Source organism: Micromonospora sp. NPDC049529, from assembly GCF_055586685.1.
This window is the reverse complement of the sequence record NZ_JBVJHT010000003.1, coordinates 441923-455975: the sequence shown is the minus strand read 5'-3', so window position 1 is coordinate 455975 and position 14053 is coordinate 441923. Positions and strand designations below refer to the sequence as shown.

At 73.0% G+C, this 14053-nt stretch carries 10 protein-coding genes; 8 read left to right on the top strand and 2 right to left on the bottom strand.

What is annotated here, in order from left to right:
* Positions 1-144: 144 nt before the first annotated feature.
* On the bottom strand, positions 145-1446 hold the full coding sequence (locus tag ACZ6QQ_RS07380) for an ABC transporter substrate-binding protein (RefSeq protein WP_465874978.1): 1302 nt from the start codon (positions 1444-1446) through the stop codon (positions 145-147).
* A gap of 224 nt (positions 1447-1670) precedes the next feature.
* Between ACZ6QQ_RS07380 and ACZ6QQ_RS07375 the strand changes: the two genes are divergently transcribed.
* The 4 genes from ACZ6QQ_RS07375 (at position 1671) to ACZ6QQ_RS07360 (ending at position 8736) form a co-directional block, all read left to right on the top strand.
* Complete coding sequence (locus ACZ6QQ_RS07375; RefSeq protein WP_465874977.1) at positions 1671-2846, top strand: Gfo/Idh/MocA family protein; 1176 nt, start codon at positions 1671-1673, stop codon at positions 2844-2846.
* 33 nt (positions 2847-2879) lie between these two features.
* On the top strand, positions 2880-3233 hold the full coding sequence (locus ACZ6QQ_RS07370) for a hypothetical protein (protein ID WP_465874976.1): 354 nt from the start codon (positions 2880-2882) through the stop codon (positions 3231-3233).
* 112 nt (positions 3234-3345) lie between these two features.
* Complete coding sequence (locus ACZ6QQ_RS07365) at positions 3346-5604, top strand: acyltransferase family protein (RefSeq protein WP_465874975.1); 2259 nt, start codon at positions 3346-3348, stop codon at positions 5602-5604.
* Positions 5605-5796: 192 nt separating this feature from the next.
* Positions 5797-8736, top strand: a complete 2940-nt coding sequence (locus ACZ6QQ_RS07360; protein ID WP_465874974.1) for a M36 family metallopeptidase — start codon at positions 5797-5799, stop codon at positions 8734-8736.
* A 111-nt stretch (positions 8737-8847) separates the two neighbouring features.
* On the opposite strand, the gene ACZ6QQ_RS07355 is transcribed toward ACZ6QQ_RS07360, so the two are convergent.
* Positions 8848-9918: a hypothetical protein gene (locus ACZ6QQ_RS07355; RefSeq protein WP_465874973.1), complete on the bottom strand. Its 1071-nt coding sequence runs from the start codon at positions 9916-9918 to the stop codon at positions 8848-8850.
* A gap of 178 nt (positions 9919-10096) precedes the next feature.
* Here ACZ6QQ_RS07355 and ACZ6QQ_RS07350 point away from each other — a divergent pair, with 178 nt between their 5' ends.
* The 4 genes from ACZ6QQ_RS07350 (at position 10097) to ACZ6QQ_RS07335 (ending at position 13951) form a co-directional block, all read left to right on the top strand.
* Positions 10097-10768: a class I SAM-dependent methyltransferase gene (locus tag ACZ6QQ_RS07350; protein WP_465874972.1), complete on the top strand. Its 672-nt coding sequence runs from the start codon at positions 10097-10099 to the stop codon at positions 10766-10768.
* A 9-nt stretch (positions 10769-10777) separates the two neighbouring features.
* Positions 10778-11947, top strand: coding sequence for a cytochrome P450 (locus ACZ6QQ_RS07345; protein WP_465874971.1), 1170 nt, complete (start codon positions 10778-10780; stop codon positions 11945-11947).
* Positions 11948-12104: 157 nt separating this feature from the next.
* On the top strand, positions 12105-13121 hold the full coding sequence (locus tag ACZ6QQ_RS07340; RefSeq protein WP_465874970.1) for an ATP-binding cassette domain-containing protein: 1017 nt from the start codon (positions 12105-12107) through the stop codon (positions 13119-13121).
* Positions 13118-13951, top strand: a complete 834-nt coding sequence (locus ACZ6QQ_RS07335; protein WP_465874969.1) for an ABC transporter permease — start codon at positions 13118-13120, stop codon at positions 13949-13951. The genes ACZ6QQ_RS07340 and ACZ6QQ_RS07335 overlap by 4 nt, the downstream gene beginning before the upstream one ends.
* Positions 13952-14053: the final 102 nt, after the last annotated feature.

The following is a 14053-nucleotide window of genomic DNA, read 5'->3' as shown; positions in this document are numbered from 1 at the left end:
TGGTGGGGCACCAACAAAACCAAAAAAAAAAACCCCCCCCCCCCCCCCCCCCCCCCCCCCCCCCCCCCCCCCCCCTTCTGGGGCTCCCCCTCCCCCCCCCCCCCCAACCCCCCCCCCCCCCCCCCCGGGCTCGTGCGCTCAGATTCAGCCGAGCTGGCTCTCCGCCTCACTGATCAGGCGCTTGGCGCCCTCCTGCGGCTGGATCCGGCCGAAGATGACCTCGTCGTAGACCCGCTGGAACTCCGCCTTGACCGCGCCGCCGCCCTTGGGCTGGGCCGGCGGGGTGGGCAGGAGCTGGGCGGTCACCGAGCTCTCGAACTCGTAGACCAGCTTGTCGTTCGCGGCCAGGGTCGGCGCGAGCGCGTCGCGTACCTTGGCGTTCGCCGGCATGCCCCGGGAGACCGCGAGGACCTTGCCGGCCGCCTCGTCGTTGATCAGGAAGTCGATCAGCATGGCCGCCTGCTTCGGGTGCTCGCTGCGCTCGGCCACGCTGTACGCCATGGCCATCGAGGCGATCATGCCGCGCTTGTCGGTGTCGCTGGGCATCGGCGCGATCGCCAGCGGGGCGCCGTACGCGGCGATCATGGGGCTGAAGCTGGAGTCGTAGTTGACCTCCGCCGTCACGCCCTTCTTGATCAGCGAGGAGTTCTGCACCGAACCGTCCATCTGGGTGGTCAGCTCGGCCGGGGCGAGCGCACCGGCCCTGCGGAACTCACCGGTCATGGTCCAGAACCGGGTCAGGTCGGCCTCGTCGAAGCCGAGCTTTCCGTCGTCGGTGTAGATCTTCTTGCCGCGCTGCTGCAACCAGATGTCGAACCAGTCGATGGCGAAGCCGAAGTCGCCGAAGCCGGCGACCTTGCCGCCGCCCGCCTGGCTCAGCTTCTGACCGGCGGCGAGCAGATCGTTCCAGGTCCAGGTGGCGGTGGGGGCGGCCACGCCGGCCTGGCTCCAGAGCGCCGGGTCGTAGATGATCCCTTGGGTGTTCTGCGCGATCGGGACGGCGTACGTCGCGTCGCCGACCTTGCCGGCGGGCAGCAGCGTGGGGGTCAGGTCGCCGACGGAGAGGGTGCCGTCCCTGATGTACTTCTCCAGGTCGAGCAGGGCGTTGCGGTCGGCGTACTCGCGCAGGTAGGCGCGGTCCATCTGGACCACGTCCGGGGCGTCGCCGCCGGCGATCTGGGTGGACAGCTTCTGGAAGTACGCGTCGAAGGCGCCGAACGAGGTCTGCACCTTGATGTCCGGGTACTTCGCCTCGAACAGGTCGATGGCCTCCTCGGTCACCTTCGCCCGCGCGTCATTGCCCCACCAGGTGAACTGGAGGGTGACGGGTCCGTCGTCGGCCGCGTCGTCACCGCCGCCACAGGCTGCCAGCGGCAGGGCGAGCAGCGCCGACACGGCGACTGCGGCGGCCCGTACGGCGCGATGGGTCCGACGGGTTCTGAGCATGGGGTTCTCCTTCGCTGGGGGCGCGTGGAGCGGTGGGTAAGCGCTTGCCCGGCACGGGCGGCTGGGTTTTTATGAAACGGTTTAACCAGTCCGGACGCTAGGACCGCCCCACCTTCTTGTCAAGGGACGGTTACCAGTCGACGTCGGCTCTGTTACCCGGGCCAGCGGGCGGTTCCACCGACACGGGTTGAATCGTTACATATTTTGTCGGTAGCCTCGCCGCCATGTCCGAGCCCACACCACCCACCGTGGCCCTGATCGGTGTGACCGGCTACGGCGCCCGGCACCGGGAGGCCATCGCCGCCCTGGAACGGGCCGGCCGGGTCCGGCTGGTCGCCCTCTGCGACACCCGGCCACTGTCCGCACCGGAGGGACCGGCGGTCGCCGTACACACCGACCACCGCGCGATGCTGGCCGCCACCGGTCCGGACATCGTGGTGGTCAGCACCCCGCCGCACACCCACCTGCCGATCGCCCTCGACACGGTCGCGGCCGGCGCCGACCTGCTGCTGGAGAAACCTCCGGTGACCAGCCTCGCCGACCACGACCGGCTCAGCCGGGCCGTGCGCGACGCCGGCCGGATCTGCCAGGTCGGCTTCCAGGCGCAGGGCTCGCACGCGCTCGCCGGGCTCCGCGACGCCATCCGCGACGGCCGGCTCGGGACGATCACCGGCATCGCCGCCGCCGGCACCTGGATCCGCGGCGACGCCTACTACAGCCGCTCCCCGTGGGCCGGCCGCCGCGTCGTCGACGGCCGACCGGTGGCCGACGGGGCCCTGGTCAACCCGTTCGCGCACACCCTGATGCTCGGCCTCGACCTGGCCCGCGCCGCCGCGCCCGGCGCGGTACCGACCCGGTTCACGCTGGAGCGCTACCGCACCCGGCAGATCGAGGTCGAGGACACCGCCTGCCTGCGGGTCGAGTTCTCCGCCGGCCCACCGCTGCTGGTCGCGGTCACGCTCAGCGCCGCCGAGTTCCGCGAGGGCGACCTGCTCGTCCACGGCACCGACGGGTCGGCGGTGCTGGAGTACCCGACCGACCGGCTGCTGTTCGGCCCGGAATCGTCGGCCGTCCCCGGCGCCGCCGCCACGGTCGCGGCCGACGACCGGACCAGACTGCTGGCCAACCTGCTCGACCACCGGCGGGACCCGTCGGTCGCGCTGCTCGTCCCGCTCGACGCCACCCGCGACTTCACCGCGCTGGTCGAGGCGATCCTGGCCGCGCCGGCACCGACCCCGGTCGCAGCCGTACACCTGCGCCAGCGCCACGACACCGGTAGCCCGGCCTGGGTGATCGACGGCGTCGACGCGGCGGTCACGGCCGCGGCGACGACCATGACCACGTACGCCGACCTCGGCCTGCCCTGGACCACCACCCCGTACGCCGGCACCCTACGCTGAGCCGCCGTCGTACCCGGCTGGGAGAATCCGCCGGTGGACGACGCGATGGCGGTGCTGCGGCAGGAGTTCGGGGCGGACGACGGCAGCTTCCTGATCGGTCTGCGCGTCGAGTTGGAGTGGGACCGGGTCGCCTTCACCCGTCTGGAGCGGGCCATGCGTGCGGTGTGCGAGCAGTACGCGGAGCACGACCGGCTCGAACGGTGGCTGGCCGAGGGCTTCCACTACCTGTCCCACTTCGTACGCGACTGGACCTCGCATCCGCACTTTGCCCGCCCCGAGCCGGAGGAGTACTACACGGACTGCCTGGAGCGGCTGGACGACCTGGCCGACTGGTTCTTCCGGGGCGAGCACAACCACCTGGAGCCGTACGCCTGGCCCGATCTCTGAGGGTCAGCGCGGATCAGCAGGATATATCTCCACAGTCATCTAATATCAAGTCGAAAGTGGGCATAGACGACTTAGCTATCCGTACGGCGTTGGCGCCAGGGGGTGGGCGGGGATGACTCAGCTGGCGAGCCGGGCCGGGAGCCGGGCCACCGGTCACACCGACCGGCGCGGCGACATCGACGGCCTGCGTGGGCTGGCGGTCGTACTGGTGCTGCTCTGCCATGCCGGGCCGTGGGTCGTACCCGGTGGCTTCGTCGGGGTGGACGTCTTCTTCGTGGTCTCCGGCTTCCTGGTCACCGGCCTGCTCGCCGACGAGTTCGGCCGGACCGGGAAGATCGCACTGGTCGAGCAGTACGGTCGCCGGGTCCGGCGGCTGCTGCCCGCCGCACTCGTCGTGCTGGTCGCCACCCTGCCGCTGGCCTACCTGCTGCTGCCGCGCTTCCGCTGGGCGCAGACCGGCTGGGACGTGGTCGCCAGCGGCCTGTGGGTGATGAACTGGCGGGCCGCCGGTGGAGGCGGTGACCAGCTCGCCGCCGACGCCTGGGCCAGCCCGACCCAGCAGTTCTGGGCGCTCGCCGTCGGCGCCCAGTTCCACCTGCTCTGGCCCCCGCTGGTGCTGGGGATCGGGCTCTGGGCGCACCGCCGGGGCGGATCACCGCGCCGGTGGCTGCTGCTCGGCACGGCGTTGGTCGCGGTCTGCTCGTTCGCCTGGTCGGTCGGGTACGCCCGCGACGAACCGACGGCGGCCTTCTTCGTCACCACCACCCGTGTCTGGGAACTGGCGCTCGGCGCCGGCCTAGCCCTGCTGACCCGACCGTGGCACCCGCCCGCCGAGCCGCGAACCCCGCACACCGCGCCAGCGCCCCGCCCGCTGGACCGGCCGACCGGAACGCTGAACCGGCTACTCACCCCGTCGACCCGGCTGGCCACACCGCTGACCCGGCCGATCGCCGCCGCGCTCGGCTGGGCCGGGCTGGCCGCGATCGGACTGGCCGCGCTGCTGCTGGACGAGGCGACGGCGTACCCCGGTTTCGCGGCGCTGCTGCCCACGTGCGGTGCGGCGGCGGTGATCGCCGCCGGGACGCGGGCCGGTGCCGCCGGGCCGGGGCGGCTGCTGTCGCTGCGCCCGGTACGCGCGGTCGGCGCGATCGCCCTCCCGCTCTACCTCTGGCACTGGCCGCTGCTGGTGCTGGCGCACGCCCGGTTCCCGGACCTGCACCCGGTCGGCGCGGCGGTGGTGCTGCTCGCCGCCGCCGCGCTGGCGGTGCTCACCCACCAGTACGTGGAGCGGCCGCTGCGTACGCCCGGCTTCGCCGCACCCTGGCAGGCCGGGCAGGCGCTGCGGTTCGGCCTGCTCGGCACCACCACGGCGGTCGTCGCCGGGCTGCTCTTCCAGCTCACCGTCTGGCCGCCACCGCCGCCGAACCCGGCCACCGGGGTCGCCGCGTCACCGGTCGGCGCGAGCCCGAGCACCGGCCCGTCGCCGAGCGCCACCGCATCGGCCGGGGCGCCGGAGGGGGCGGCGGTGCTCGGGGTGGAGCCACGCGGCAGCCGGGCCGGGGCGCCGGTGGACCGGGTCGCGACGATCGTGCCGGAGCCGGCCCGAGCCCGCGACGACCGACCCGACGGGTACGACGACCGGTGCCTGACGCCGACCAAGGAGAGCAAGGTGCTCTCCTGCGTGTACGGCGACCGGGAGTCCGCCTTCACCGTCGTGCTCGCCGGTGACTCGCACGCCGCCCAGTGGGTGCCGGCGTTGCAGCCGATCGCACGGGCGAACAAGTGGAAGCTAGTCACGTACACGAAGGCGGGCTGTCCGCTGGTGCGGTCGCCGGTGGCGCAGGCGAAGCGGGCGTACCCGAGTTGCACCGAGTGGAACCGGGCGGTGCTTGCCCGGCTGACCGGTCCGGACCGCCCCCAGTTGCTGATCACCAGCAGTTCGGCGCACAGCCCGTACGTCGACGGGCGGGTGTTGTCCGGCGAGTCCGGCCGGGACGCGCTCATCGAGGGTTTCCGGCGGACCTGGTCCGAGCTGGCCGGCTCCGAGCTGCCGACGGTCGTGTTGAGCGGCACCCCGCAGCCGGGTCGGAACGTGCCGGACTGTGTGACGAAGCACCGCGAGCGGCTGACCGAGTGCGCGGTGAAGCGGGAGACGGCGGTGGCCGGGATCGGTGTGGTGCAGGAGCGGGCCGCGGCCGGGCTGAGCGGGGTGCACCTGGTCGACCTCACCGACGCGATCTGCCCGGCCGACCGGTGTGCGGCGGTGATCGGCGGGATGCTGGTCTACCGGGACGCCGAGCACCTGACCGCGAGTTACGCGGGCAGCCTCTCCCCCCGGCTGCGCGGCGAACTCGACCTCGCCCTGGGCTGATCGCCCCGATCCGGCACCCGGATCGGCCTCGCCCCCCACCGGCGCATCACATTCGGACCGCCGAAAGTGATCTTCCCTTGCCAAGATCGGGTAGCTACTGGTATTCACGTATCTATACCTATGCACCCTCAACAGACCCTTGAGCCGACCGGACCGGTCGGCTCTTTCGCAGCCCCGTCCAAGGAGGATCCCTTGCGTCTACCGGAGCGGACAGTGTTCGGCAACAGATGGCGGGTCATGCCCGCGTTCGCCACGGCCGTCGTGATCGCGGCCACCCTTCCCGGCGCCACCGCCGCCAACGCCGCCCCCGACCAGACGGCGCCGGCCGCCCCGGCGGCGGCGAGGGACTCCTCCGTCGACGAGCACAACCACGAGGCCAAGGACAAGGACAACCGCCGGGGTACGGCGAGCCCGAGCGGCAACCAGCGCTCGCTCGCCAACCGGGTCGACTCCTCCGTACGGTGGAACGCGTTCGGCACCCCGCACGCGCTCGGTCCGGTCGACGCGGGACTGGCCACCGGTCTCGCCACCGACCCGGAAACCGCCGCCCGGCAGTACCTGGTCGCGCACCGGGACCTGTTCGGCCTGGACGAGGCGGCCGTGGCCGGCATGGAGAAACTGCTGGTCCGACCGATCGGCACCGGTGCCGTCGTCACCCTGCGGCAGCGCTTCGGTGACCTGCCCGCCGCAGTCGACGGTCTGATCAGCATCGCGGTCGACCGGGGCACCGTCGTCCACGTCAGCTCCTCGCTCACCCGCGACACCAGCGCCCCCACGCCGCTGACCATCTCGGCCGACGAGGCGTACGCCGCCGCGCTGGCCGACGCCGGCCTGCGCGCCGACCAGGTGGCCGGCCACGACCTGCGCAAGGTCGCCGTACCGACCCCGGTCGACGGCAACCGCGCGGCCTGGGAGGTGACGCTGATCGGCAAGGAGAGCACCGAGCCGGCCGCCTTCACCACCTTCGTGGACGGCACCGACCGCAGCGTGCTGGTCCGGGAGGACCTGGTCGACTACGACTCGGACAACCCGCAGTGGGCGGTCTTCCCGGCCAACCCGCCGAGCAAGGTGAACCCGCGCCACGACGAGCGGGTGACCTGGTGCTTCACCTGGACCCGCGGCTGCGAGAAGACGGTCCAGGACGCGGCCAGCGGCCAGGCCTGGGACGTCGACCTCGCCACCGGCGAGCCGACCCTGACCACCCGGGGCAACTCGGCGAACAACGTCGTCTCCTGGGGTGCCGGCACCCCGGTCGTCCCGGCCACGCCGAGCCCGACCCGCGAGTACGACTACCCGTTCACCGACCAGTGGAAGCAGTCCAAGTGCAACCCGGAGGTGTTCACGTCGTTGCAGCGCAACGACATCGACGCCGCCACCGCGAACCTGTTCGCGATGCACAACCGGATGCACGACTGGGCGTACAAGCTCGGCTTCGACGAGGGCGCCTGGAACCTCCAGGCGGTCAACCTCACCGCCGAGGGCCTCGGCAACGACGCCGAGCAGGGCCGCGCCCAGCAGGGCGCGCTGACCGGCAACCGGAACAACGCCAACCAGTCGACCCCGCGCGACGGCCTGCCGCCGAGCACCAACATGTACCTGTGGCAGCCGATCGCCGGTACGTCGTACCCGCCCTGCGTGGACGGCGACTACGACATGACGGTGATCGGGCACGAGTACGCCCACGCGATCACCAACCGCATGATCGGTGGACCGGACTCCGGCATCGGCGGCCACCAGGGCGGCGCGATGGGCGAGTCCTGGGGTGACCTGCTCGGCACCGAGTACCTGGTCCAGAACGGTTGGAAGCCGGCCGGGAAGACCCCGTACATCGTCGGTGGTTACGTCACCGGCAACCTGGAGAGCGGCATCCGCAACTACGACCTCAGCCGCAGCCCGCTGAACTACTCCGACGTCGGCTACGCGCTCGCCGGCCCGGCGGTGCACGCCGACGGTGAGATCTGGGGCGCCACCAACCACCGGATCCGCTCGGCCTTCGTCGACCGGTACGGCGACGGCAACCCCTCGACCCAGGTGGCCTGCGCCGAGGGCAAGCTGGCCGTCGAGAAGTGCCCGGGCAACCGGCGCTGGACGCAGCTCGTCTTCGACTCGTACCTGCTCCAGGCGGTCAGCCAGGTCAGCATGCTCGACATGCGGGACAACATGCTCGCCGCCGACGTGCTCCGCTTCGGTGGCCGCAACCAGGACATCATCTGGAACGCGTTCGCCGAGTCGGGCATGGGCCGGGACGCGGCGACGGTCAACGCCGCCGACACCGACCCGACGCCGAGCTTCGCCTCGCCGCACGCCCGCAACGCCACCGTCACGCTCCGCCCGAAGGGCGACAGCGCGAGCGCCCCGGTCCGGCTCTACGTCGGCGAGTACGAGGCCCGCGCGGTCCCGATCGCGGACACCGACCCGGCCACCGCGCTGCCGGACACCTTCGAGATCGTGCCGGGCAAGGAGTTCTCCTTCCTGGCCGTGGCGCCCGGCTTCGGGCACACCCGGTTCACCGAGAAGTTCAAGGCCGGTGAGCGGGAGAAGCTGGACCCGGACCTGGAGCGCAACCTCGCCTCGCTGACCGCCGGCGCGGTGGTCAGCGGTGACGGGGTCAACCTGGACCGGATCGCCGACGACACCGAGGCCACCAACTGGGCCTCGCTGGACGGGGTGGCCGGCAAGGCGGTGACGGTGGACCTGCCCGGTGACCGGGCGCAGACCGTACGGCGGGTGAACGTGAGCGCGTACCTGCGTCCGGCGATCGCCGGTGACGTGGACGCGGGCAACCAGAACGCCCTGTCGGCGCTGCGGTCGTTCACCGTGCTCGCCTGCGACGACCGCCGGGCGGACTGCACCGACGCGGCGAACTTCCGGAAGGTCTACACCAGCCGGTCGGACGCGTTCCCCGGTGGGGCGTTCCGCCCGTACACCCGGGAGCTGAACATCCGGTCGTTCGAGATCCCGAAGACGACCGCGACCCACCTGCGGCTGGAGGTGACCGCCAGCCAGTGCACCGGCGGTCCGCTCTACGCCGGTGAGCAGGACAACGACCCGGCCACCGCGACCGACTGCACCGCGAACAGCCCGTTCCGGACCCAGGTCCGGATCGCGGAGTTCCAGGCGTTCGAGCGGTAGTTGGCGGGTCCGCCTCCGACCGCTTTCCGGTCGGCGGCGGACCCGCACCCGGTGCCGCGATCGGGGTGCCGACCGGAGGAGGTCGGTGCGGCAGCGGGGGTCAGTGAGACATCAGGAACGCCCGCGCGGGGTACGGCGCCAGACCGGACCGGTGGACTCGTCGGTCTGCCAGACCGGTCGGCCGTACCCCGCGTCGGCGTTGACACCCAGGTCGATGGTGCCGTCGGCGCCGGTGTCGGCGCGACGACGGCCGCGCCCGAACAGCCCGCCGAGCCGGCCGCCGCCCCGCCCGGCCCGCTGGGTCGCCCGGCCGGCGCCGCCGTTGCCCCGGCCGAAGCCAGCATCGCCGCTGCCCCGGCCGACGCCGCCGGTGACGGCGCCGAGCAGCCGGTGCCGGACCCGCATCAGCAGCCCGACGCCGAGGAAGAGCAGCAGCGCACCGCTGAGGAAGCCGACCTGGACCAGACCCAGTCGACTGGAGTCCGCCGCCGGGTCGGGGCGGCCGCCGCCGCTGCCGGAGGCCACCACCGGCTCGTCCGTCGGCACCGGGATCAGCGCGTCGGACGGCTCGTCCGCCGTCGGTTCCTCCGTCGGCTCGGTCGCCTCCGGCGACGGCGTCGAGGTCGACCGGGTGGCCGACGGGGTGGGCCGGGCCCGGTTGCCGGCGACGGTACGGGTAGCGGATCCGCTGGCCAGCAGCCGGGAGCGGGCGTCGAACGCCTCGGCGGTCACGGTGACCCGGCCGCCGGCCGCCTCGGCGCCGAAGGCGATCCGGTAGCGGGCGGTCACCGTCCGGTCCCGGCAGAGTTCGCCGGGGTCGAGTTCGGTGTCGGTGATCCGGGCCGCGTCACCGTCGGCCCGCACCTGTACGGGGAACGAGCCGCTCTCCTCGACCCGGTCCACCCGTACCTGGTCCAGCCGCAGTCCGGCCACCCGCAGCACCAGGGACCAGCGCACCTTGCGGCACTCGCCGCGCTCGCTGGTGCCCACCACGGCGGAGATGGTCGCCGGGTCGCCACCGGCGGTGAACTGGCCCGGCAAATCGAGCCGGGTGTCGAACCCCGGCGCCGCGCCGGCCGGTGTGCCGGTGGCGATCACGCCCATCCCGCACACGCACGCCAGTACGACACCCAGCCGGCCGATGTTCTGCCGCACCGCCACCACGCCTCCATTCACGTACACCTATTGATCCCGGTTATCCGATTACTCCCCGCAACGCTAGAACGGGATCAGGCGGCCGGAAAGGGGCGCAAGTCAGCACCCAGCGCCAATGAAACCCCCTACTTTCACCGACAGTGGTGAACCGGTCACCCAGCCCCCGCGACACGCCGGCAACGACCGGCCCGGCACAATCCGGGTGGTGTCCGAAACCTCGGCGGCGTTCGTCCGCCTGCACGCCCGGCTGGCCCCCGTCGCCTTCGTCCCGGAGGTCCACCTGCACCAGGCCGACGAACCGATCGGCCTGTGGCAGCTCACCGAGGGCGAGTTCCGCAGTGAACAGCCGCCGCCGTTCTGGGCCTTCGCCTGGGCCGGCGGCCAGGCCCTGGCCCGGTACCTGCTCGACCACCCGGACGAGGTGGCCGGTCGGCGGGTGCTCGACTTCGCCTCCGGCTCCGGGCTGGTCGCCATCGCCGCCGCCCGCGCCGGAGCCGAACACGTACGCGCGGTCGAGATCGACGAGCGGGCCGGCGCCGCGATCGCGCTGAACGCGCGAGCCAACGACGTACCGATCGACGTCACCGTCGCCGACATCCTCGACGACGACGGTGCCGGCGACGCCCGGCTCGTCCTCGCCGGGGACGTCTTCTACAGCCAGGCGATGGCCAACCGGGTGCTGCGGTTCCTGCTCCGCGCCGCCCGGAGCGGGGCGCGGGTGCTGGTCGGCGACCCGGACCGGGCGTTCCTGCCCCGGGGCCGGTTCACCAAACTGGCCAGCTACGACGTGCCGGTCCCGCCCGCGCTGGAGAGCGTACGGGTGAAGCCCACCACGGTCTGGGAACTCGACCCCGGTCGACCGGGTGCCGCTGGGTAGCGTGTCGGCGTGTTGTTCCGCAGCTGGGCGGCGGGGACGGTGGACCGGCCGTGGCCGGACGTCACCACCGTCGCCGACCACGTCGACGTCGACCACCTGGTGGTGACCCGGCACGCCCTGGTCCGCCAGGTACTCGCCGACCCGCAGACGTACCGGCCGGACAACGCGCTCGACGCGATGAGCCCGATGCCGATCGCCGCCCTGCGGATCCTCGCCGGGTACGGCTTCCGGCTGCCGCCGACCCTGGCGAACAACAGTGGACACAGCCACCCGGCGATCCGGTCCATCGTCGCCGACGCGCTGCACCCGTCACGGGTCGCCGAGCAGCAGGAGTGGCTGACCGGCGTGGTGCGTACCCGGGTGGCCCGGCTCGCCGCGGAGCTTGCCGCCGGCCGTCGGGTCGACCTCTACGCCGACCTCGCCGCCGACCTGCCGCTGCTGGTGCTGGCCCGGCTGGTGGACCTGCCCGACGCCCGGATCGAGGTGGTCAAGGAGTTCACCCGGGCCGCACTCGAACTGTTCTGGGCCCCGGTCGACACCGACCGGCAGCGGGCCCTGGCCGAGATCGTGGGCCGCTTCCACACCGTGCTGCGGGACTTCGCCGCCACCGGCGCGGGACTCGCGGCCCAACTGCGCGTCGCCGGCCACCCGACGGACGTGGTGGTCGGCGCCCTGTTCTTCCTGCTGGTCGCCGGCCAGGAGACGACGTCGCAGTTCCTGACCCTGCTGCTGCACCGGCTCACCGGCGAACCGGAGGTCCTGCGCGGGCTGGCCGACGGCACGGTCGCGGTCGCCGACGTGGTCGAGGAGGGGCTGCGGCTGGAGCCGCCGATCGTCACCTGGCGCCGGGTGGCCGTCCGGGACACCACGCTCGGCGGGGTCGACGTACCGGCCGGGCGCAGCGTCGTCCTCTGGCTGGCCCGCGCCGGTAGGGACCCGGCGGTGGTCGCGCAGCCGGAGGAGTTCCGGCCCGGCCAGCCCGGTTCCCGCCGCCACCTCGCCTTCGGCGCCGGGGCGCACCGCTGCGTCGGGGCCCAGCTCACCCGGATGGAGGCCGCGGTGGTGGTGGAGCGGACCGCACCGCTGCTGCGCGGCGTCACCGTGGACCGGGCGCCGTGGTGCCCGGACAACCTCTCCTTCCGGATGCCGGACGCCCTGGTCGTCTCCCGACTGCGGTAGTGCGTGGTCGGCGCCCGGTCGCGCGGGCTCCGGGCGGAGCGCCGGTCGGCGTGACCTGACGAAGGTCGGGGTCGACCGGTGCCGAACGGGTGCGGCGCCGGACCCTGCCGGATTCCTACCGTCGATCCATCACGACGGGGGAACCCAGGGAGGCTTCATGATCACCTTGACCGGGCTGACAAAACGCTTCGGCGCCGCGACAGCCGTCGACCACCTGACCCTGGACATCGCGCCGGGGCGGGTCACCGGCTTCCTCGGCCCGAACGGCGCCGGCAAGTCCACCACCATGCGCATGATCCTCGGCCTGGACCGGCCCACCGCCGGCACCGCGCTGGTCGGCGGTCGGCCGTACGCGAGCCTGCGGCACCCGCTGCGCCACGTCGGCGCCCTGCTCGACGCGAAGGCCGTCCACCCCGGCCGGAGCGCACGGGCGCACCTGCTCGCGATGGCCCGCAGCAACGGCATCCCGTCCCGCCGGGTCGACGAGGTACTCGACACGGTCGGCCTGACCGGGGTCGCCGGCAAACGGGCCGGCACCTTCTCCCTCGGCATGGGACAGCGGCTCGGCATCGCCGGCGCCCTGCTCGGTGATCCGGCGGTGCTGATGTTCGACGAGCCGGTCAACGGACTCGACCCGGACGGGGTGCGCTGGATCCGCCAGCTCATGCGCGGCCTCGCCGCACAGGGCCGTACGGTCTTCGTCTCCAGCCACCTGATGAGCGAGATGCAGCTCACCGCCGACCAGCTCGTGGTCATCGGCAGAGGCCGACTGATCGTCGACGCGCCGATCGCCGAGGTGATCGCGGGCAGCTCACGCACGGCCATCCGGGTACGCAGCCCGCAACCGGCCGGACTCACCGCACTGCGCCACCGGCTGACGAGCCGGGCGGTCACCGTCGACGCGGTCGGTGCCGACGAGCTGCTGATCACCGGCACCGACGCGGCGGTGGTCGGCGACCTGGCCCACGAACTCGGCGTACGGCTGCACGAGCTGAGCACCCGCGAGGCGTCACTGGAACAGGCATACCTGGAACTGACCGCCGACAGCCTCGAATTCAGCGGCCCCGCCACCGGGTCGGGTCGACCCCCGGCAGCCGGCGCCGACCGTCGGTCCGAGCCACTATCGGCCAGTGTCCGGGGGATCCGTCCGCACGACCGGCAGGAGCAGGCATGAGCACCGTCGAAACCGTCCACCCCGCCGGACGTACCGGCCCCTCGGCCGCCGACGGCGCACCCACCGGTGGCGGGCTCGGTGGTGCGCTGGCCAGCGAGTGGACCAAGCTCTGGTCGGTCCGTTCCGTCTGGTGGGCGCTGCTGGCCAGCGCCGTACTGATGACGGCGACCGCCGCCCAACTGGCGATCTACGTGCAGAACAGCAACACCGACGACGACCCGACCGACGCTCGGGGCGTGGTCACGCTCGGGCGGATCGCGATCGACTCGCTCGAACTGACCCAGTTCGCCGTGCTCGCCATGGCGATGCTGGTGATCACCGCCGAGTACGCCAACGGCACCATCCGGGCCACCCTGCAGTGGACCCCGCCACGCGGTCACGTCATCCTCGCCAAGGCCGCCGTCGTCGCCGGGGTCACCTTCGTGCTGGGCGTACTGCTCGGTGTGCTCGGTGCGGTGGTCGCCGACCCGATCCTCGGCGAGTGGGGCCGGTTCGATCTCGCCGAAACCCTCGGGGACGTGCTCGGGGTCGGGGCGTACCTGGCGCTGGTCGGTGTGTTCACCCTCGGGGTCGGGGCGGCGCTGCGGGGCACGGTCGCCACCCTCACCTCGGTCTTCCTGATCCTGACCGTGGTGCCGGCCACGCTCGGACTGTCCAACGTGACGTTCGTCCAGCGGATCGCCGACGGGCTGCCGGGCGCCGCCGGGCTGCACTTCCTGCGCGGCGACACCGACCCGTACCCGCCCGTGGTCGGGCTGGTCCTGCTCACCGGCTGGGCGGCCCTGGCCCTGCTGGTCGGCTACGCGGTGCTGCGCCGACGCGACGCCTGACCACCCGGACCGGGGGGGGGGGGGGGGGGGGGGGGGGGGGGGGGGGGGGGGGGGGGGGGGGGAGGGGGGGGGGGGGGGGGGGGAGGGGGGGGCGGGGGCGGG